The sequence below is a fragment of the Streptomyces carpinensis genome (genome assembly GCF_002154505.1).
Classification (GTDB): Bacteria; Actinomycetota; Actinomycetes; order Streptomycetales; family Streptomycetaceae; genus Streptomyces; species Streptomyces carpinensis.
On record NZ_MUBM01000393.1, the window covers coordinates 1 to 20,374 of the forward strand.

Annotated in this window: 21 protein-coding genes; 13 read left to right on the forward strand and 8 right to left on the reverse strand. The window is 72.6% G+C overall.

The window, feature by feature from the left end:
* Positions 1-735 (reverse strand): WD40/YVTN/BNR-like repeat-containing protein (locus BZY54_RS40055; protein WP_425276361.1); only part of this gene is annotated, 735 nt, incomplete at its 3' end.
* Positions 736-1,021: 286 nt separating this feature from the next.
* On the opposite strand from BZY54_RS40055, the gene ssgD reads away from it, so the two are divergent.
* Entirely contained in the window at positions 1,022-1,438 is a 417-nt protein-coding gene (gene ssgD / locus BZY54_RS40060) for a spore wall synthesis regulator SsgD (RefSeq protein ID WP_086730269.1), read from the forward strand.
* Here ssgD and BZY54_RS40065 read toward each other — a convergent pair.
* Positions 1,432-2,286, reverse strand: a complete 855-nt coding sequence (locus BZY54_RS40065) for an isocitrate lyase/PEP mutase family protein (protein WP_086730270.1) — start codon at positions 2,284-2,286, stop codon at positions 1,432-1,434. The genes ssgD and BZY54_RS40065 overlap by 7 nt on opposite strands.
* 101 nt (positions 2,287-2,387) lie before the next feature.
* Positions 2,388-3,077: a GOLPH3/VPS74 family protein gene (locus BZY54_RS40070; protein ID WP_086730271.1), complete on the reverse strand. Its 690-nt coding sequence runs from the start codon at positions 3,075-3,077 to the stop codon at positions 2,388-2,390.
* A 322-nt stretch (positions 3,078-3,399) separates the two neighbouring features.
* On the opposite strand from BZY54_RS40070, the gene BZY54_RS40075 reads away from it, so the two are divergent.
* The 3 genes from BZY54_RS40075 to BZY54_RS40085 all read left to right on the forward strand — a co-directional run bounded on the left by BZY54_RS40075 (position 3,400) and on the right by BZY54_RS40085 (position 7,252).
* On the forward strand, positions 3,400-5,025 hold the full coding sequence (locus BZY54_RS40075) for an ABC-F family ATP-binding cassette domain-containing protein (RefSeq protein WP_086730272.1): 1,626 nt from the start codon (positions 3,400-3,402) through the stop codon (positions 5,023-5,025).
* Between the two features lie 193 nt (positions 5,026-5,218).
* Positions 5,219-5,995, forward strand: coding sequence for a dimethylargininase (ddaH, locus tag BZY54_RS40080; protein WP_086730273.1), 777 nt, complete (start codon positions 5,219-5,221; stop codon positions 5,993-5,995).
* A 282-nt stretch (positions 5,996-6,277) separates the two neighbouring features.
* Positions 6,278-7,252 (forward strand): acyl-ACP desaturase, encoded by a 975-nt coding sequence (locus tag BZY54_RS40085; RefSeq protein ID WP_086730274.1) that lies wholly within the window; start codon positions 6,278-6,280, stop codon positions 7,250-7,252.
* Positions 7,253-7,286: 34 nt separating this feature from the next.
* On the opposite strand, the gene BZY54_RS40090 is transcribed toward BZY54_RS40085, so the two are convergent.
* Complete coding sequence (locus BZY54_RS40090; protein WP_086730293.1) at positions 7,287-7,532, reverse strand: WhiB family transcriptional regulator; 246 nt, start codon at positions 7,530-7,532, stop codon at positions 7,287-7,289.
* 228 nt (positions 7,533-7,760) lie between these two features.
* Between BZY54_RS40090 and BZY54_RS40095 the strand changes: the two genes are divergently transcribed.
* On the forward strand, positions 7,761-8,555 hold the full coding sequence (locus BZY54_RS40095) for a VOC family protein (protein ID WP_086730276.1): 795 nt from the start codon (positions 7,761-7,763) through the stop codon (positions 8,553-8,555).
* Between the two features lie 25 nt (positions 8,556-8,580).
* Here BZY54_RS40095 and BZY54_RS40100 read toward each other — a convergent pair whose 3' ends face one another.
* Positions 8,581-9,618, reverse strand: coding sequence for a LacI family DNA-binding transcriptional regulator (locus tag BZY54_RS40100; protein ID WP_086730278.1), 1,038 nt, complete (start codon positions 9,616-9,618; stop codon positions 8,581-8,583).
* A 109-nt stretch (positions 9,619-9,727) separates the two neighbouring features.
* Positions 9,728-10,807: a non-homologous end-joining DNA ligase gene (ligD, locus tag BZY54_RS40105; protein ID WP_086730279.1), complete on the reverse strand. Its 1,080-nt coding sequence runs from the start codon at positions 10,805-10,807 to the stop codon at positions 9,728-9,730.
* 74 nt (positions 10,808-10,881) lie between these two features.
* On the opposite strand from ligD, the gene BZY54_RS40110 reads away from it, so the two are divergent.
* Entirely contained in the window at positions 10,882-11,955 is a 1,074-nt protein-coding gene (locus tag BZY54_RS40110; protein ID WP_086730280.1) for an ATP-dependent DNA ligase, read from the forward strand.
* Between the two features lie 41 nt (positions 11,956-11,996).
* Here BZY54_RS40110 and BZY54_RS40115 read toward each other — a convergent pair whose 3' ends face one another.
* Positions 11,997-13,187 (reverse strand): zinc-dependent alcohol dehydrogenase, encoded by a 1,191-nt coding sequence (locus tag BZY54_RS40115; protein ID WP_086730281.1) that lies wholly within the window; start codon positions 13,185-13,187, stop codon positions 11,997-11,999.
* A gap of 130 nt (positions 13,188-13,317) precedes the next feature.
* Positions 13,318-13,782 carry a MarR family winged helix-turn-helix transcriptional regulator gene (locus BZY54_RS40120; RefSeq protein WP_086730283.1) on the reverse strand — a complete coding sequence of 155 codons (465 nt, stop codon included), beginning with the start codon at positions 13,780-13,782 and terminating at the stop codon, positions 13,318-13,320.
* Positions 13,783-14,012: 230 nt separating this feature from the next.
* Between BZY54_RS40120 and BZY54_RS40125 the strand changes: the two genes are divergently transcribed.
* From BZY54_RS40125 to pcaC, 7 genes are all read left to right on the forward strand, one after another.
* Complete coding sequence (locus BZY54_RS40125; RefSeq protein ID WP_086730284.1) at positions 14,013-14,768, forward strand: CoA transferase subunit A; 756 nt, start codon at positions 14,013-14,015, stop codon at positions 14,766-14,768.
* Positions 14,768-15,424 (forward strand): CoA transferase subunit B, encoded by a 657-nt coding sequence (locus BZY54_RS40130; RefSeq protein ID WP_086730285.1) that lies wholly within the window; start codon positions 14,768-14,770, stop codon positions 15,422-15,424. The genes BZY54_RS40125 and BZY54_RS40130 overlap by 1 nt, the downstream gene beginning before the upstream one ends.
* Complete coding sequence (locus tag BZY54_RS40135) at positions 15,421-16,623, forward strand: thiolase family protein (RefSeq protein ID WP_086730286.1); 1,203 nt, start codon at positions 15,421-15,423, stop codon at positions 16,621-16,623. The genes BZY54_RS40130 and BZY54_RS40135 overlap by 4 nt, the downstream gene beginning before the upstream one ends.
* A gap of 21 nt (positions 16,624-16,644) precedes the next feature.
* Positions 16,645-17,418, forward strand: a complete 774-nt coding sequence (gene pcaH / locus BZY54_RS40140) for a protocatechuate 3,4-dioxygenase subunit beta (RefSeq protein ID WP_086730288.1) — start codon at positions 16,645-16,647, stop codon at positions 17,416-17,418.
* Between the two features lie 6 nt (positions 17,419-17,424).
* The gene (gene pcaG, locus BZY54_RS40145; RefSeq protein ID WP_086730289.1) at positions 17,425-18,030 is read left to right on the forward strand and encodes a protocatechuate 3,4-dioxygenase subunit alpha; all 606 of its coding nucleotides are present in this window, start codon (positions 17,425-17,427) and stop codon (positions 18,028-18,030) included.
* Positions 18,027-19,370 carry a 3-carboxy-cis,cis-muconate cycloisomerase gene (gene pcaB / locus BZY54_RS40150; RefSeq protein ID WP_086730290.1) on the forward strand — a complete coding sequence of 448 codons (1,344 nt, stop codon included), beginning with the start codon at positions 18,027-18,029 and terminating at the stop codon, positions 19,368-19,370. Before pcaG ends, pcaB begins: the two co-directional genes overlap by 4 nt.
* Positions 19,367-20,374, forward strand: a 1,008-nt coding sequence (gene pcaC, locus BZY54_RS40155) for a 4-carboxymuconolactone decarboxylase (protein WP_086730292.1), incomplete at its 3' end; no start/stop codon positions are given. The genes pcaB and pcaC, both read left to right, overlap by 4 nt.

Consider the following 20,374-nt stretch of genomic DNA (forward strand, 5'->3'; position numbering starts at 1 on the left):
CGCGGAGTGCAGCACGCGCGCGTGTGCGCCGCCCCCGGTGGCCAGCCACACGTCCCGCGGCCCGGCGGTGACCAGGCACTGGCCGCTCGCGGCGAACCCGGCCTCGCCGTCCTGCGCCCGGGGCATGCCCTGTTCCGGCAGCACCTTCCAGGAGCGCCCGCCGTCACTGGTCGACAGGATGCGGAACCTGCCGTTCACCGGGTCGCTCATGGCCAGGCCGTGCCGGTGGTCGAAGAAGGCGAGGCAGTCGTAGAAGGCGTGCGCGTCGGTGTTGCGGAAGGACTCCGTCCAGGTCGCTCCGCCGTCGTCGGTGCGGTAGACGCGGGAGGCTTCGCCCTCGCCGATGGCCAGCACGACGGCCCGGCGTGCGTCGAACGCCTCGACGTCCCGGAACTCCAGGTCCGCCGCGCCGGGCGGCGAGACGTTCCGCCAGTTCCTCCCGCCGTCGGTGGTCCGCAGCACGGTGCCGCCGCTTCCGGCCACCCAGGCGGTGTTCCGGCTGACGGCCGACAGGCCGCGGAAGCGGACGTCGGGCGTGCCGGTCTCCTTGAGCCCCCAGTTCGGCGGACGGTGGTCCCGGCCCTGCGGCGCGCCCGCCTCCTTCTGGCCGTGCGCCTGCGCGGGGACGGCCGCCAGCGCGGCCAGCACGGCCCCTCCCACAGCCACGGCCACGGCCGGCACAGTGCCGGTTCGTCTCGTCGGTCTCGTCCGTCGCGTCGTTCCCAAGCGCCTCATGGCGGGCGAAGCTAGTCCACTCCCCCGCCGCCGTCCAGACGGCCGTGTGGCCCCAACTGCCGCTCGGGGTACGGCGGAAGAGCCGCACCGGCCGCCCGCCGGGTACCGATCGCGGGTCACTTCTGTGAATGAACGCGGTGACAGAGGTCACTCGCTCTTCGTGTGCACGGATTGGCTGGTTCCGTCGTCTCTTCCAGTGACCGGCCTCGTCCGCGCGGACGTCCGTCCAGCCGTCGCACGTGATCGTCATACGCGTGATCGCCATACGTCACAAGGGAGCAAGGCGTTGTCCACCGTCATCGAGCAGACCGTCGAGGCGCGCCTGGTCGCCGCCGCGCCGCGGATGCACAGCGTTGCCGCCACTCTGCACTACGACCGCCGCGACCCGTTCGCCGTCCGCATGACCTTCCCGGCCCCGGCCACCCTCGAAGGCGTGGAGGTCTGCTGGACCTTCGCGCGCGATCTGCTCACGGCCGGCCTGCACGAGCCCGAGGGGCACGGCGACGTACGCGTGCGGCCGTACGGCTACGGCCGGACCGTCCTGGAGTTCCACGCCCCGGAGGGCACCGCCGTCGTGCATGTGCACAGCGCCGAGATACGGCGGTTCCTCCAGGCCACGAGCGAGCTGGTGGCGGTCGGTCTGGAGCATCTCCAGCTCGATCTGGACCACGACCTCGCGGAGTTGATGCGGGACGCCTACTGACGGACCGCCTGCCGGCGGCTCGACCGCAGCAGCGCGTCGAGCTCGCCGTAGTCGAGCCCGTCCGCAAGTGACCCGTAGGTCCCCGCGTCCAGCAGCTCCCGCGCGGCGAGGCGGACCACGGCGTGCGCGGCCTGGGCGAGGCCCGACCCCGCACTCACCCGCGCGACGCCGAGTGCGGCCAGTTCGGCGACCGTCGGCGCTCCCGGACCGACCATGACGTTGAGCGGCCCGTCGACGCCGTCGGCGAGCACCTTCACGGTGCCCGGGTCGACGGCCCCGGGCACGAAGATCCCGTCGGCTCCCGCGGCCCGGAAGGCGGCGGCGCGCTCCAGTGTGGCGTCCATGTCTCCGGCGCCGCGCAGCAGCGTGTCGACACGGGCGTTGACGAAGAGCGGCACCCCGGCGGTCTCGGCGGCCTCGCGGGCGGCGGCGATCCTCTCGGCCTGCTGGGCGACGGACCGCAGCGCCGCCGTGCCCTTGCCGTGAAGCGCGTCCTCGATGTTGATCCCGACCGCGCCGGCCGCGAGGACCGCGCGCACGGTGTCGGCGACCCCTGCGGCGTCCTCGGCGTAGCCGCTCTCGATGTCGGCGCTGACCGGCGCCTCGACGACTGCCGTGATCCGCGCGAGGGCGGCGAGCGCGCCGTCCCTGTCCAGGCGGTCTCCGTCCGCGACCCCGAGGGCCCAGGCGAGCCCGGCGCTGGTGGTCGCCACGGCGGCGGCCCCGGCCGACTCGACCAGACGGGCGCTCACGGCGTCCCAGGCGTTCGGCAGCACGAGCGGTCGCCCCGGTACATGCAGGGCGTGGAAGGCGAGGGCGCGGTCGCGGAGGCTGCTGTGATGCGTCATGGGCGGTAGCCAACCAGCCGGCGGGCCGGCCGGGCTGGCAGAAACCCGACGTCAACGCGGGACGACGAGGCCGGCGGGGCGCGACGGATCGCGCCGGCGCCTCAGCCGGCCGCCGGGGCGGAGGCGTCCGGCGCCGCGTCGTTCACCGCCTTGCGGAGTTCCTGGACGACCTCGCGCAGGGCGGGGAAGTCCGCCGCGCCGCGCTCGGTCAGCTCTTCGATGCGCCGCCCGTGGTGTCCGCGGAGCCCGCCGGGCACGAGGGTGCGCAACCCGGCGGCGGCCGCGAGGACGACGACGGCCGCCTCCCGCTCGGAGACCTCCGCCGCCGGCACCGGCCCGTCCAGCACCTGCCGCGCCTCCTCGCGCAGCGCGTTAGCGGCGGCGACACGGTCCAGTACGTGGTCCGCCGGCGGGAGTATCCCGAGGAACCGCCGCTTCTCGGCGCGCAGATATCCGTCCGCGGTCAGCTGCTCCCGGACGGCGACGAGGGTGGACCGGGCCCACGGCGCCACCCATGACCTCCAGCGGCGGGGCCGGGACTCCCGTACGAGGTCGAGGAGACCGTCGAGCACCGCGTCCCCGGTGCGGGAGTCCGGATCGACGGGGGTGGCGATGCCCTCGTCGTCGACAAGGAGCCCGCGCTGGGCCAGCTCGGTGAGGGCGCCGGCCCGGACCAGGTGGGGCAGGAGGGCGGCGCCGGTGAGCCGCAGCCGCGTGGTGTCCCAGGCCAGCAGGTGGAGCCGGGCCGGTAGCGACAGCCGGGCCGACGCCGGGAGTGGTCCGTCCGACATGGGGCATGCCCCCTTCACGCGGGTGGGGCGGGCCCGCCCCCGAAATGCGTTGACAGCCGCCCCAGCCCCTCGTACGTTGTACAGCGGTCCTGTTGCCGTCGATTGGAGAAGGACGTTGCTCGTCTGAGGTCCTGAGACACCGCGTCACACCGAGCAGGTGTGTGCGTCGCGTGCGACCTCGGCGTCCGAGCCGTCCTCCGGGAAGTCCGGCCCAGGGTTTTTCTCATGCCCCGTAGGGCCCCCTCCTACACGGTGATCCTCGCCTCGCGGTGTCTCGACACGCGTTTGCCCCCAGACCGCACCCTGCAACCGCGAGGCGCCCATGTCCACATCCATCACCTGCACCTCCCTGTCCTTCGCCTGGCCGGACGGCACCAGCGTCTTCAGCGGCCTCGACATCGCGTTCGGCCCCGGCCGGACCGGGCTCGTCGGTGTCAACGGGTCCGGCAAATCGACCTTGTTGAAGCTCATCGCGGGTGAACTCACGCCGTCCGACGGCACCGTGCGGGTCACCGGCGAGGTCGGCTGCCTCCCGCAGAACGTCGCGCTCGACACCGCGCTCCGGGTCGACGAGGCGCTCGGCATCGCCGCGCAGCGGGCCGCGCTGCACGCCATCGAGGCGGGCGACGTGGCCCAGGAGCACTTCGAGACGGTCGGCGACGACTGGGACGTCGAAGAGCGCGCCCTGGTCACGCTCGGCGAGCTCGGGCTCGGCCACATCGACCTGGACCGCACCATCGGCGAGGTGTCGGGGGGCGAGTCGGTGCTGCTGCGGCTGGCCGCGCTGCTGCTGCGCCGCCCCGACGTCCTGCTGTTGGACGAGCCGACCAACAACCTCGACCTGTACGCGCGACGGCGGCTGTACGCGGCCGTCGCCGCCTGGCCCGGCGTGATGGTCGTGGTCAGCCACGACCGCGAACTGCTGGAGCTGGTGGACCAGATCGCCGATCTGCGCGCCGGTGAGGTCACCTGGTTCGGCGGCAACTTCTCGGCGTACGAGGAGGCCTTGGCCGTCGAGCAGGAGGCCGCCGAGCGGATGGTGCGGGTCGCCGAGGCCGACCTGCGCAAGCAGAAGCGCGAACTGGCCGACGCCCAGGTCAAACTGGCCCGCCGCAAGCGGTACGGCCAGAAGATGTGGGACAGCAAACGCGAGCCGAAGATCGTCATGGGCGCCCGCAGGCGCGCGGCTCAGGAGTCCGCGGGCAAGCACCGCATCATGCACGAGGAGCGGCTCGCCGAGGCCCGGGAACGGCTCGACGAGGCGGTGGAGGCGGTGCGGGACGACGACGAGATCCGCGTCGATCTGCCGTACACGGCCGTGCCGCCCGGCCGTACCGTTCTCACCCTCCAGGACCTGGGGTTGGCGTACGGCGCGCGTGTGGACGGCGGTCTCGACCTGCGCGGCCCGGAGCGCATCGCGCTGATCGGGCGCAACGGCGCGGGCAAGACCACCCTGCTGCGCACGATCGCCGGTGAACTGCCGCCGGTGTCGGGCACGGTGGCGACGCACGTCCCGATGCGGTTCCTGCCGCAGCGCCTGGACGTCCTCGACGGCGAACTGAGCGTCGCGGAGAACGTGGCCCGGTTCGCGCCGGACGCCACCAACAACCGGATCCGGGCTCGCCTCGCCCGCTTCCTGTTCCGCGGCGCCCGGGCCGATCAGAAGGCGGCGACGCTGTCCGGCGGTGAACGCTTCCGGGCCGCGCTCGCCGCGCTGATGCTGGCCGAGCCCGCGCCGCAGCTGCTCATGCTCGACGAGCCGACGAACAACCTCGACATGGCGAGCGTGCGCCAGCTGACCACCGCCCTGGAGTCCTACGAGGGCGCGCTGATCGTGGCCAGCCACGACCTGCCGTTCCTGGAGTCGGTCGGCATCACGCGCTGGCTGCTGCTGGAGGAGGGAGAACTCAAGGAGACCGGTCGGGAGGCCGTCGGGGATCCCGCGTAGCCGTGGGAGCGGGAGTGCGCACCTCGCCGGCGCATCTCGAGAGCGCATCTCAGGAGGGCCACGGCCCGGCAACGAGGGTTCAGTCCGTGCGGCCCGGTGACGCATGATGGCCAGTCGGTGCCCTGCCGCGCCTCGCGCCACCGGGCACCGGCACCACCACGCCGGAACCACCCCGCTCGATACGGAGACCCTCGTGCCCAGCCTGAAGGCCCTCGTCCGCCGCCCCGGCCCGCGCCTCGCCGAAGGGCTGGTGACGCACATCGAGCGGGAGACGGTCGATGTGGAGCTCGCGGTGCGGCAGTGGGAGGCGTACGTCGAGGCACTGCGGGCCAACGGCTGGGAGACCACCGAGGTCGAACCGGCCGACGACTGCCCCGACGCGGTGTTCGTCGAGGACACCGTCGTGGTGTACCGCAACGTCGCCCTGATCGCCCGGCCCGGCGCCGAGTCACGGCGTGCGGAGACGGCCGGGGTCGAGGAGGCCGTGGCGCGACTGGGCTGTTCGGTCAACTGGGTCTGGGAGCCGGGCACTCTGGACGGCGGCGACGTGCTGAAGGTCGGCGACACGATCTATGTCGGCCGTGGCGGGCGCACCAACGCGGCCGGGGTGCAGCAGCTGCGGGCCGTGTTCGAGCCGCTGGGCGCCCGGGTGGTGGCCGTACCCGTGAGCAAGGTGCTGCACCTGAAGTCGGCGGTGACGGCGCTGCCGGACGGCACGGTCGTCGGCCACATCCCCAAGGTGGACACGCCGTCGCTGTACCCGTGCTTCCTGCCGGTGCCGGAGGAGTCCGGCGGCCATGTGGTGCTGCTCGGCGGCGGCCGGCTGCTGATGGCGGCGAGCGCGCCGAAGACGGCCGAACTGCTGAGCGACCTCGGTTTCGAGCCGGTCGTGGTGGACATCAGCGAGTTCGAGAAGCTGGAGGGCTGTGTGACATGCCTCTCGGTGCGGCTGCGGGAGTTGTACGCCTGACCGGGTGAGCCGATGCCGCGCTCTGCTCCGGGACCTGCGGGTCCCGGGGCAGTCGCCTGCTGCGCCAACTCGCCTGGCAGGGTGGCCTGATCAGCGGTTCTTTACAACGGCCTTAACCTACGGCTTCGTAACCTACGGGTTCGTAGCCTACGATCCCGTAGGTTCATGGAACCGGCACCGCTCGCCGGTTCCTCACGCCTGCTCGTCCTGTCCCCTGCTCGTCCTGTCCCGCCCGTTGTTCCCGCCGGATTCCACCGGCTCGCGCGTCCCCCAGGAGTTTCCGTGACGATCACTTCCCCGCACCTCGGCAGCATGTCCGCCTGGACCGACACCCGGCTGCTGTACGCACTGGAGGAAGTGGTCGAGAAGGAGCTCGACCGGCATCTTAAGGTCGCCAAGGACTGGATGCCGCACGAGTACGTGCCGTGGAGCGACGCCCGCAACTTCCCCGGGCTGTTCGAGGACGGCGAGGCCTGGGACAAGGAGCAGTCCAAGGTCACGGAGATCGGCCGGATCGCCCTCGTCGTCAACCTGCTGACCGAGGACAACCTCCCCAGCTACCACCACGAGATCGCCACCCTGTTCGGGCGTGACGGCGCCTGGGGCACCTGGGTGCACCGCTGGACGGCCGAGGAGGGTCGGCACGGCATCGTGATGCGCGACTACCTGCTCGCCTCGCGCGCGGTCGACCCGGACAAGCTGGAGCAGTTCCGCATGGCCCACATGAGCGAGGGCTTCGAGTCCGACAACCGGCACTCGATGCTGCACTCGGTCGCCTACGTCGCCTTCCAGGAGCTCGCCACCCGCATCTCGCACCGCAACACCGGCCACCAGTCCGGCGATCCGGTCTGCGACCGCATGCTGGCGCGCATCGCCACCGACGAGAACCTGCACATGGTCTTCTACCGCAACCTGCTCAAGGCGGCCTTCGAGATCGCCCCCGACCCGACCATGCAGGCGGTGCGGGACGTGGTGGTCGACTTCCGTATGCCGGGCCACGGCATCCCCGGGTTCGAACGGGCGGCGGCCCAGATGGCCATCGGCGAGGTCTACAACCTGCGCATCCACCACGACGACGTGCTCCAGCCGGTGCTGCGCTTCTTGAAGATCATGGAGATCGACGGTCTCGGTCCCGAGGGCCGGCAGGCACAGGAGGAACTGGGCCTGTTCATGGGCGGTCTCGACGCGGAGGCGGCCAAGTTCGACGAGAGGCTGGCGGCCCGCAAGGCGCGGATGGCGGCACGCGCAGGCGCCTGAGCGACCACCGCGGGGAACGGTGCCGGCGGCTGGTCTAGCGCGTCGCCCGCCGCAGGCTCAGCCGTTCCTTTTCGGACAGTCCGCCCCAGACGCCGAAGCGTTCGTCGTTCGCGAGCGCGTACTCGAGGCAGGCCGGGCGCATCTCGCACATGCCGCAGATGCGCTTGGCCTCGCGCACGGAGCTGCCCGGCTCGGGAAAGAAGAAGTCGGCCCCGGTCTGCGCGCACAGGGCCTGGGCCTGCCAGGCGGGGTCGGCCGGAGTGAGGGTCTCGATGTGCATGAGCGAGATCGTGCCGAACGGCGAAAAACGTTCGATCAACACGGGATCAACGTCTCGTCCACGGCGCCCCGCCGAGGGCGCCGCGGGATCTTCGACGGCCTCGATGATGGCGCCGCGACCGCGTCGGCGCACGGCGGCGCGCCCGAGGACGTGCCGATGCCGCGATTGTCAGTGGGCGGTGCCAGACTCGGCAGAGCAGACAACGGGCCCCTTCGAAGGAGGGCAGCGATGCTCACCACCCGTTTCGTCAACGGCGCTCCGAACTGGATCGACGTCGGCACTCCCGACATCGACGGCGCCCGCTCCTTCTACGGCGGGCTCTTCGGCTGGCAGTTCCAGTCGGCGGGGCCCGAGGCCGGTGGCTACGGCTTCTTCCAGGTGGACGGCCGGACCGTGGCCGGCGGCATGCAGACCACGGCCGAGCAGGGTCCGCCCGCCTGGACCGTGTACTTCCAGAGCCCCGACGCGGAGGCGACCGCGAAGGCGGCCGAACAGGCGCACGGCAGGGTGCTGGTGCGCCCCATGGACGTGATGGGCCAGGGCCACATGGCGGTCCTGGCCGACCAGGCGGGCGTGCCGTTCGGTCTCTGGCAGCCGGAGCGGATGAAGGGCGTGGATCTGGCCGGCGGCCCGGGTTCGCTGTGCTGGGTCGAGCTGTACACAGCGGACATCGCGGCCGCCGCCGCGTTCTACAACCGGGTGCTGGGGCTGGAGACCTCGGGTGTCCCCTTCCCCGGCGGCACGTACACGTGCGTCAACCCCGCCGAGGGCGGCGAGGACGCCATGTTCGGCGGCATGGTCCCGCTCGCCGACGACCCCACCGAGGCGAAGGCCGGCCCGCACTGGCTGCCGTACTTCGAGGTCGAGGACGCGGACGCCACGGTGACCAGGGCCGGCGAGCTGGGCGGCACGGTCCTCCAGGCCGCCACCGACATCCCGGGCGTCGGCCGCGTCGCCCGCCTCGCCGACCCCTACGGCGCCCGCTTCGCCGTCATCAAGAGCGCCCCGCCGCAGCAGGCGTGAGGGACCGGGGCCTGGCCCGGCCGGTCTACGCGGAAGCCCGCCGTATCAGGGTCGTCGGCAGGACGACGCTGTTCGGCGCGGCTTCCGCGTCCTCGTCGGTGTCCGGCCGGTCGAGGCCGCGCAGCAGGAGACGGGCCATCAGCCGTCCCATCTCCTCTATGTCCTGACGGACGGTCGTGAGCGGTGGCTCGGTCTGCTCGGCGACCGGCAGCATGTCGTCGAAACCGACCACCGCGACGTCCTCCGGCACCCGCAACCCGCGCTCGCGGAGCACCCGCAGGGCACCGGAGGCCGCCAGGTCGTTGGCCGCGAACACGGCGTCGAGGTCGGGGCAGCGGTCGAGGAGTTCCCGCATGCCGTGCTCGCCGCCGGCCGGCGTGAAGTCGCTCTCCACGATCAGCCGGGGGTTCGCGCCCGCCATGACGTCACGGTAGCCGTCGAGCCGGTCCGCCGCCGAGGTCTGGTCGAGGGCGCCGGAGATGTGCCCGATCCGGGTCCGGCCGAGCCCGACGAGGTGCCGTACCGCCTGCCGGGCGCCGCCCCGGTTGTCGCTGTCGACGTACAGCACGTCCCCCGCGCTCCCGTTCCAGCCGGGCCGCCCGCCGAACACGGTCGGCACTCCGGCGCGCTGGATCAGACCGGGCAGCGGGTCGTCGAGGTGGAGGGAGAAGACGAGCGCGCCGTCGACATGGCCGCCCGCGAGGTAGCGGCCGACCCGGGCGTGGTCGTCGCGCCCTTCGGTCAGCAGCAGCACGAGCTGGGAGTCGTGGGCCGTCAGCTCCTTGCTGATCCCGCGCAGCTGGAGGGCGAAGAAGGGGTCGGCGAAGACACGGGTCTCCGGCTCGGCGATGACGACGGCGACGGCGTCGTGCCGCCTGGTCACCAGGGAGCGGGCCGCCTGGTTGGGCACGTACCCCAGTTCCTCCACGGCCCGCCGGACCCGCTCGGCGAGGGGCTCCCTGACACCCTCCGCACCGTTCACCACCCGAGAGACAGTGGCCCGCGAGACACCGGCCCGCGCGGCCACGGCCTCCAACGTGGGACGCGACGCTGTCTCGGTCACTTCGGGGGCTCCTCACCGGCGGCTGCGGATCAGGATAGCCCGCGCCCGCGCCGGCCCTGAGAGCGCTCTCCACGCATCCGGCCGCCGCCGGCAGGCCTGACCGAGGCTCCTAGGACGGCTCCGACCCGGGCGAGGACGACGACTCAGGCGGGGACGACGACGGCTCGGACCGTGCCGAGGCCGCGCGCCGGGCCCGGCTCGGCTGCACCCGCTTGGGCTCGCCCGGCATCTTCGGGTACTCGGGCGGATAGGGCAGGTCGCCGAGACCGTGGTCGCGTTCGTCCTGCGCGGCCAGCTCCAGCAGCGCCTCCAGGGAGAAGGCGTGTTCGTCCATGTCGGCGTGCACGTCGCCCACGTCGGCGTACCGCGCGGGCATGGTCGCGATGTCGAAGTCCTGGGGGCGGGCGACGCCCACCTCCTCCCAGCGCAGGGGGGCCGAGACCGGAGCGTGCGGGCGGGGGCGTACGGAGTAGGCGGAGGCGATGGTGCGGTCGCGGGCGGTCTGGTTGTAGTCCACGAAGATGCGCGCCCCGCGTTCCTCCTTCCACCACTTGATCGTCACCTGCTCCGGCATCCGGCGCTCCATCTCCCGGCCCAGGGCGATGGCGGCCCGCCGTACCTGGGTGAAGGTCCAGCGGGGTTCGATGGGCACGAAGACGTGCAGGCCGCGCCCGCCGGAGGTCTTCGGCCAGCCCCGCAGAGCGCCGAACTCCTCCAGCACGCCGCGCAGTTCGTGGGCGGCGCGGACGGCGTCCTCGTAGTCGGTGCCCGGCTGCGGGTCGAGGTCGATGCGCAGTTCGTCGGGGTGGTCGACGTCGCCGCGCCGCACCGGCCAGGGGTGGAAGGTGAGCGTGCCGTACTGGGCCGCCCACACCACGGCGGCCTCCTCGGTGGGGCACATCTCGTCGGCGCTGCGGCCGCTGGGGAAGGTGATGTGGGCGGTCGGGATCCAGTCGGGCATGCCCTTGGGCGCCCGCTTCTGGAAGAACCACTCGCCGGTGATGCCGTCGGGGTAGCGCTCCAGGGTGGTGGGGCGGTTGCGCAGGGCGCGCAGGATGCCGGGGGCGACCGCCTGGTAGTAGCGGGCGACGTCGAGCTTGGTGTATCCGCGCTCCGGGAAGAAGATCTTGTCCGGGCTGGACAGCCGTACCGTCCGGCCGGCCACGTCCAGTTCCACCGCATCGCCCATGCGAGCCACGGTAGGCGTACCCCGCGCACCTCGCACACCGGGCGGACGCGATCGCGATCGCGCACAATCGCAGCATGGATCTGCCCGTGATGCCTCCCGTGAAGCCGATGCTCGCCAAGTCGGTGGCGAAGATCCCCGCAGGCATGCAGTACGAGGCGAAGTGGGACGGGTTCCGGGCGATCGTGTTCCGCGACGGGGACGAGGTCGAGCTGGGCAGCCGCACCGGCAAGCCGTTGACCAGGTACTTCCCCGAGCTGGTCGACGCCCTGAAGGAGCGCGTGCCCGAGCGCTGCGTGCTGGACGGGGAGATCGTGATCGCCCGGGAGGGGCACCTGGACTTCGACGCGCTGACCGAGCGGATCCACCCGGCCGACTCGCGGGTGCGCACGCTGGCGGAGCGGACCCCCTCGTCGTTCGTGGCGTTCGACCTGCTCGCGCTGGACGACGAGTCGCTGCTGGACGTGCCGCTGTCCGACCGGCGGGCACTGCTGGTCAGGGCGCTGGCCGAGGCCACGGCGCCGGTGCACGTGGCGCCGGCGACGACCGACGTGGAGGTGGCGCGGCAGTGGTTCGAGCAGTACGAGGGGGCGGGTCTGGACGGCGTGATCGCCAAACCGCCCGGGCTGCGCTACCTCCAGGACGAGCGGGCCATGTTCAAGGTCAAGCACGAGCGCACGGCGGACGTCGTGGTCGCCGGTTACCGGCACCACAAGAGCGGTCCCGTCGTCGGATCGCTGCTCCTCGGCCTGTACGACGACCGGGGCGCGCTCCAGCACGTCGGCGTGTCGGCCGCGTTCCCGATGAAGCGCCGTGCCGAGCTGATCGAGGAGCTGGCGCCGCTGCGGATGGACGACGTGGCCGGGCACCCGTGGGCCGCCTGGTCGGACGAGGCGGCCCACGAGTCGGCCCGGCTGCCGGGCGCGCCGAGCCGCTGGTCGGGCAAGAAGGACCTGTCCTGGGTGCCGCTCAGGCCGGAGCGGGTGGCGGAGGTGGCGTACGACCACATGGAGAACGGGGCGCGGTTCCGGCACACGGCGCGCTTTCGCCGCTGGCGCCCGGACCGCACCCCGGAGAGCTGCACCTACGCCCAGCTGGAGGAGCCAGTCCGCTACGACCTGACGGAGATCCTCGGGTCCCGGCCCCGCTGAGCGGCCAGGAGGCCCACGCACCGCCACCCCCACGGCCCGGGTCAGGGCGTCATCAGGACCTTGATCGCGCCTTCCTGCTTGCGCTGGAACATCTCGTACGCGTGCGGCGCGTCCGCGAGCGGCAGCCGGTGCGTGGCGAACTCGTCGACGCCGAGCGGGTCGTCGTCCGTGAGGTAGGGCAGGATCTCGTCGGTCCAGTGGCGGACGTTGGCCTGGCCCATCCGGATCTGGAGCTGCTTGTCGAAGAGGGTGAGCATCGGCATCGGGTCCGCCGAGCCGCCGTAGACACCGGAGAGAGAGATGGTGCCGCCGCGGCGCACCAGGTCGATGGCGGTGTAGAGCGCGGCCATGCGGTCGACGCTGAAGCGTTCCGCGAGCGGGCCGCTCAGGGCGCGCGGCATCGCCGCGGCCGTCTGCTGGACGAGTCGGGCGACATGGCTGCCGTGCGCCTCGGTGCCGACCGCGTCGATCACGGCGTCCGGGCCGCGGCCGCCGGTCTCGTCGTGGATCGCGGCGACGAGTTCCTTCTCGTGGTCGAAGCCGCGCAGGTCGTACGTCTCCACCCCGCGCCGGCGCGCCCGGGCCAGCCGCTCCGGGACCAGGTCCACGCCGAACACCCGCTCGGCGCCGCGCGCCTTGGCGATCCGGCAGGCCATCTCGCCGATCGGCCCGAGGCCCAGCACGGCGAGAGTGCCGCCCCTGGGCACATCGGCGTAGGCGACCGCCTGCCAGGCGGTGGGCAGTACGTCGGAGAGGTAGACGAAGCGGTCGTCGGCCGGCCCCTGGGGAACCTTGATCGGGCCGTAGTGCGCCTGCGGGACGCGCAGGTACTCGGCCTGGGCGCCCGGTACGGCGCCGTACAGGCGGGTGTAGCCGAAGAGCGCGGCGCCCATGCCCTCGCTGGTGACCTGGGTGGTCTCGCACTGCGTCTGCAGGCCGGCGGAGCACATGAAGCAGCGGCCGCACGAGATCTGGAACGGCACGACCACCCGGTCACCGGGATTCAGGTTCGGAACCTCGGGGCCCACCTCCTCGACGATGCCCATCGGCTCGTGGCCGAGGATGTCGCCCGGCGTCATGAACGGGGTGAGCACCTCGTACAGGTGCAGGTCGGAGCCGCACAGGCCGGTCGAGGTGATACGGATGACGGCGTCCGTCGGCTCCTGGATCTTGGGATCGGGAACGTCCTCGACCCGGACGTCGCGCTTGCCCTGCCAGGTCACTGCCTTCATGTGTCGCGCCCCTTCCGTCGCGCTCCGTCGCCTTTGCGCAGGCCCGGGTACCCGGGGCGAAACCGGCGAACCGCCGGGGCGGGTCCCGAGCACGGCCGGGGCCGGTCCAGAGGACGGCCGGGTGACGGGGTCAGGACCGTACGGCCGTGGGTTCCCCCGGGTTGCGCAGGCCCTCGGCAGCGTCCGCGACCCGCCGGATGAGGTCGAAGAACTGGCTCTGCTCCTCGGCGGTGAGCGGGCCGAGGAAGACCTGGTTCATCCTGGCCGTGCGGACGGTGAGCTTGCGGTGGGTCCGCTCGCCCTCCTCGGTCAGCCGCAGCAGGAAGCGGCGGCCGTCCTGGGGGTCTCGGACCTTGTCGAGCAGTCCCCGGCGGCCGAGCCTGCTGATGACCTCGGCGATGGTCGACCGGTCGAGGCCCACCCGCTCCCCCACCGTGCGCTGGTCGAGCCCCGGCTCGGCGACGAGCGTGTTCAGGACCGCGAACTGCGGTGAGGTGATCTCCTCGGAGACCATCGTGTTCCACAGCAGGTAGTGGGCCTGCTGAAGCCGCCGGGCCAGGTGCCCGGGGTGGGTCGTGAGGTCCACGGCGGCCATGTGCGCTCCTCGCGTGGGTCGGTCGCTGCGACGCTGCAATTCGTAGGTGCACTGAACGATACAGCGGATACTCACCGCACGTCCGGGCGGGACCAGGAGAGACACAGGCCATTTTTGGCAGGTCTTGACTGCTCAGCCCTCCGGTGGCAGCGTGAGTGAAACCTCGCGGAAATAATCAGTGCCCTGACTATCTGGTGCTGGGACCCTCGGTAGAGATGAGGCTTGCTTCGATGGACAAGGTGGTCGCCACGGCTGTGGAGGCGGTGGCCGACGTGCCGGACGGCGCGTCGCTGGCGGTGGGCGGTTTCGGGCTCAGCGGCGTACCGAACGTGCTGATCCAGGCACTGTACGAGCGGGGCACATCCGGGCTGTCGGTCGTCTCCAACAACTGCGGCGCCATGGAGTCCGGCCTGGCGGTGCTGCTGGCCGCCGGACGGATCGCCCGGGTGACCGGCTCCTACATCGGCGCGAACAAGGAGTTCGCCCGCCAGTACCTGGCCGGTGAGCTGGAGGTGGAGATGATCCCGCAGGGCACGCTGGCCGAGCGGCTGCGGGCCGGCGGCGCCGGCATCCCCGCCTTCTACACCCCCGCCGGCGTGGGCACCCAGGTCGCCGACGGCGGCCTGCCCTGGCGCTACGACGGCACCGGCGGCATCGCGCTGGCCTCACCACCCAAGGAGGTACGGGAGTTCGACGGTGTCGAGTACGTCCTGGAGCGCGCGATCCGCACCGACTACGCCCTCGTCCGGGCGGCCAGGGGCGACCGGCACGGGAACCTGGTGTTCAACAAGTCCTCCCGCAACTTCAACCCCCTGGCGGCCATGGCGGGCAAGGTGGCCATCGCCGAGGTGGAGGAACTCGTCGAGCCCGGCACCATCGACCCGGACGCCGTGCACCTGCCGGGCATCTTCGTCCAGCGGGTGATCGCGCTGACGCCCGAGCAGGCGGCCGACAAGAAGATCGAGAAGCGGACGGTGAGCAACTGATGCCCTGGACACGCGAGGAGATGGCCGCCCGGGCCGCACGCGAACTCAAGGACGGCCAGTACGTCAACCTCGGCATCGGCCTGCCCACCCTGATCCCCAACCACCTCCCGGCGGGGGTGGAGGTGATCCTGGAGTCGGAGAACGGCATCCTGGGCACCGGCCCCTACCCCACCGACGACCAGGTCGACCCCGACCTGATCAACGCCGGCAAGGAGACCGTCACCGTCCTGCCCGGCGCCTCCTTCTTCGACTCCGCACTGTCCTTCAGCATGATCCGCGGCGGCCACATCGACGTCGCCGTGCTCGGCGCCATGCAGGTCTCCGAGCACGGCGACCTGGCCAACTGGGCCATCCCCGGGAAGATGATCACCGGGATCGGCGGGGCGATGGACCTCGTCCACGGCGCCCGCACCGTCATCGCCGTCATGACCCACACCGCCAAGGACGGCAGCCCCAAGATCCTCCAGGAGTGCGCCCTGCCGCTCACCGGCAAGGCCTGCGTCAACCGGATCATCACCGACCTCGCCGTCCTCGACGTCACCGAACAGGGCCTGGTGCTGATCGAGACCGCACCCGGCGTCACGGCCGAGGACATCATCGCCAAGACCGACGCGAAGGTGCGCATCCCTGTAGACCCCGAGGAGATCCCGTCATGAGGGACGTGTACATCGTCGACGCCGTACGTACGCCGATCGGGCGTTACAACGGCGGCCTCGCCTCCGTCCGGCCCGACGACCTGGCCGCCCACGCCATCCGCGAACTCCTCGCCCGCACCCCCGCCCTGGACCCGGCACGCATCGAGGACGTCTACTTCGGCAACGCCAACGGCGCCGGCGAGGAGAACCGCAACGTCGCCCGCATGGCGGCGCTCCTGGCCGGCCTGCCCACCTCCGTGCCCGGCGTGACCGTGAACCGGCTGTGCGCCTCCGGCCTGGAGGCCGTCATCCAGGCCGCGCGCGCCATCGCGCTGGGCGACGCCCGGGTCGCGCTCGCCGGCGGTGTGGAGTCGATGACCCGCGCCCCCTACGTCCTGCCCAAGTCCGACCGGCCCTTCCCCGCCGCCCACACCGAGCTGTACTCCACCACCCTGGGCTGGCGCATGGTCAACCCGAGGATGGACCCGCAGTGGACCGTCCCGCTCGGCGAGTCCGCGGAACTGATCGCCGACAAGCACAAGATCAGCCGCGAGCAGCAGGACGAGTTCGCCCTCGCCTCCCACCACAAGGCCGCCCGCGCCCAGGCCGACGGCCTGTTCGAGGCGGAACTCGCCCCCGTGTCCGTGCCGCAGCGCAAGGGCGACCCGGTCGCCTTCGCCGCCGACGAGTGCGTACGCCCGGACGCCTCCCTGGCGGCGATGGCGAAGCTCAAGCCGTCCTTCCGCACGGAGAAGGGCACGGTCACCGCGGGCAACGCGTCCCCGCTCAACGACGGTGCCGCCGCCCTTCTCCTCACCGACGAGGAGGGCCTGAAGGCCACCGGCCGCGAACCCCTCGCCCGCGTCCGCGCGACCGGGGTGTCCGCGATCGACCCGCACTACTTCGGTCTCGCTCCGGTCGAGGCCGTCAACCGCGCGCTGGCCAGGGCGGGCAAGGGCTTCGCCGACCTGTCCGTGCTGGAGCTCAACGAGGCCTTCGCCGCCCAGGTCCTCGGCTGCGTCGCCGGGTGGCCCGAGTTCGACCCGGCGATCCTCAACCCCCAGGGCGGTGCCATCGCCCTCGGCCACCCCCTGGGCGCCTCCGGCGCCCGGCTGGCCGGGACCGTCGCCCACCAGCTCGCCCGCCGCGGCTCCGGCACCGGCGTCGCCACCCTGTGCATCGGCGTCGGCCAGGGCCTCGCCCTCGTCCTCGAACGCTAAGGAAGGGTTCGGAGAAACCCCATGACTCTCACGCAGCACGACATCGACCAGGAGATCGCGGCCGAGCACGCCGCGTACGAGAAGCGCGTCGCCGACGGCGCCCCCGTCGAGCACCACCCGCGCCGCGACTACGCGCCCTACCGCTCCTCCGTGCTCCGCCACCCCAAGCAGCCGCTGGTCGCCATCGACGCCAGCAAGGACCCGGAGCTGGTCGAGCTGTCCTCGCCCGCCTTCGGCGAGCGCGACATCACCGGGATCGACAACGACCTCACCCGGCAGCACACCGGGGAGCCGATCGGCGAGCGGATCACCGTCTCCGGCCGGCTCCTGGACCGCGACGGGCGCCCGGTGCGCAGCCAGCTGGTCGAGATCTGGCAGGCCAACTCCGCCGGCCGCTACGCCCACCAGCGTGAGCAGCACGACGCCCCGCTCGACCCCAACTTCACCGGCGTCGGCCGCACCCTGACCGACAGCGACGGCTTCTACCGGTTCACCACCATCCAGCCGGGCCCGTACCCGTGGCGCAACCACGTCAACGCCTGGCGTCCGGCGCACATCCACTTCTCGGTCTTCGGCTCGGCCTTCACCCAGCGGCTCGTGACGCAGATGTACTTCCCGAACGACCCGCTCTTCCCGTACGACCCGATCCTGCAGTCCGTGACGGACGACGCCGCCCGGCAGCGGCTGGTCGCCACCTACGACCACAGTCTGTCGGTGCCGGAGTTCTCGCTCGGCTACCACTGGGACATCGTGCTGGACGGCCCCGCCGCCACCTGGATCGAAGAAGGACGCTGACCTGCCATGACGAAGATCGACACAAGCAGCCCCGAGGGCGTGCTGCCCACACCGTCGCACACGGTGGGCCCCTTCTACGGCTATGCCCTCCCCTTCCGCGGCGGCGAGGAGATCGCGCCACTGGGACACCCGGACACGATCACCGTGCACGGCTACGTGAGCGACGGCGAGGGCCGGCCGCTGCCCGACGCACTGGTCGAGGTCTGGGGCCCGGACCCGGAGGGCAACCTGCCCGCCGTCGACGGCTCGATGCGGCGCGACCCGGCCTCCGGTGGCTTCCTCGGCCGCAACGGCGTGGAGTTCACCGGCTTCGGGCGGATCCAGACCGACGCCGACGGCCACTGGTACGCGCGGACGCTGAGGCCCGGCGCGCGCGGGGAGAACGCCCCCTACCTCAGCGTCTGCGTGTTCGCGCGCGGCCTCCTCGTCCACCTGTTCACCCGGATCTATCTGCCCGGTGACGAGGCGGCCCTGGCCTCCGACCCGCTGCTCGCCCAGCTGGACGCGGAGCGCCGCGGCACGCTGATCGCCGGGGACGAGGGGAACGGGACGTACCGTTTCGACATCCGCCTTCAGGGCGAAGGCGAGACGGTCTTCCTGGAGTTCCGGTGACATCACCCGCACCATCCGCCGAGGCCGATGCCGGTCTGCTCGGGCCCGGCTGGGCCGGTTCCCCCGCCGCGTCCGCGACGAGCGACGCCGCGTTCCTGCGGGCACTGCTCGACGCCGAGGCCGCCCTCACCCGGGCCCAGGCCGCACTCGGTCTGGCCCCGGCACAGGCGGCGGCCGCGGTGACCCGGGCGGCCGACCCGGCCCGCTTCGACGTCCGCGCGCTCGCCGAGCGCGCCCGCGCCGGCGGCAACCCCGTGATCCCCCTCGTCGCGGACCTCACCAAGGCGGTGGGCGAGGAGTGCGGCCCCTACGTCCACCGGGGCGCCACCAGCCAGGACATCATGGACACGGCGACGATGCTGGTGGCGGTGCGCGCCCTGGACCTGATCCTCGCCGACCTGGACCGCACCGAGGCGGCGCTCGCCCGGCTGGCCGCAGAGCACCGCGACACGGTGATGCCCGGCCGGACGCTGACCCAGCACGCCGTACCGACGACGTTCGGCCTGAAGGCGGCCGGGTGGCGGTCACTGGTACTGGACGCCCGCGAGCGCGTCGCGCGGGTACGGGACTCGCTGCCCGCCCAACTCGGCGGTGCGGCGGGGACGCTGGCGGCCTTCTCCGCGTACGGCGCCGACGACGCGACCGCGCTGCCGGCCGCGTACGCCCGGGAACTCGGCCTGCGCGCACCTCTGTTGCCCTGGCACACGCTGCGCACCCCCGTCGCCGACCTCGCCGGGTGCCTCGCCTTCACGGCCGGGGCGCTCGGGAAGACGGCGGTGGACGTGCTCGTGCTCTCCCGTACCGAGATCGCCGAGCTGGCGGAGGGCAGCGGCGGCGGCTCCTCGGCCATGCCGCACAAGGCGAATCCGGTGCGCTCGACCCTGATCGCGGCCGCCGCCCGGCGCGCACCGCAGCTCGCGGCCACGCTGTACGGCTCGCTCGCGGCCGAGGACGAGCGCCCGGCGGGCGCCTGGCACGCCGAGTGGGAGCCGCTGCGCGACCTGCTGCGGCTGGTCGGCGGCGCGGCCCGCGACGCCGCGGAGCTGACCGAGGGGCTGCGGGTGAACACGGAGGCCATGCGCGCCCACCTCGGCCTCACCCACGGGCTGATCGTCTCCGAACGGCTGTCGGCCGAGCTGGCCCCGCTGCTCGGCCGCGCCCGCGCCAAGGAGCTGCTCACCGACCTCGCCCGACGCTCCTACGCCGAGGGCCGCAGCCTCGGTGAACTCCTCGCCGAACAACCGGAGTCGAAGGACACCGACCCGGACCGGCTCACCGACCCCACCCGTTACACCGGCTCCGCCGGAGCCCTCACCGACCGTGCCCTGGAGCGACGTTGACTCTGCACCACCTTGCCGAAGGCCCCGCCAGTGCTCCCCCGCTGCTGCTGGGGCCGTCGCTCGGCACGTCGTACTCACTGTGGGACAAGGTCGCCCCGGAGCTGGCGATCTCGCACCGGGTGGTCCGCTGGGACCTGCCCGGGCACGGCGGCTCGGCGGCGAACCTCATCGCTCCGGGCGCCACCGTCGGCGACCTCGCGGACCTGGTGCTGGCGCTCGCCGACTCGCTCGGTATCGAGCGGTTCGCGTACGCAGGGGTGTCGCTGGGCGGCGCGGTGGGTCTGCATCTGGCCGTGCACCGCCCCGAGCGGGTGGCGTCCCTGGCCGTGATCTGCTCCTCCGCCCACTTCAACGGCGAGAAGGCGTGGCAGGAACGGGCCGAGCGGGTCCGGCGGGAGGGGCTGAGCTGGCTGGTGGAGAGTGCGAACGCCCGGTGGTTCGCGGGCGACTTCACCGTGCCGGGGCTGGTCCGGGACCACCGGGAGGCCGACCCGGAGGCGTACGCCGCCTGTTGCGACGCGCTGGCCGCCTTCGACCTGACCGGCCGGCTGACGGAGATCGCCGCGCCCACGCTGCTGATCGCCGGCCGCGAGGATCCGGCCNNGGCGCCCGCGCAATGCCCGGAGGCCGTGCTGACCGCGCTGCGCACCCACCTCGACGGTGCGCCCCGGCGGGGCATGGAGGTGCGGCGGGAAGTGCTCGGCGACGCGCACGTGGACCGGGCGCAGGCCCGGCAGACCCCGTTCACGGCCCGCTTCCAGGACTTCATCTCCCGCTACGCCTGGGGCGAGATCTGGACCGATCCGACGCTGACCCGGCGCGAGCGCAGCATGATCACCATGACGGCGCTGGTCGCGCACGGCCACTACGACGAGCTGGCGATGCACGTGCGGGCGGCGCGACGCAACGGGCTGACCCCCGAGGAGATCGGCGCGGTGCTGCTGCAGAGCGCCGTGTACTGCGGGGTTCCGGCGGCGAACTCGGCGTTCGCGGTGGCCCAGCGG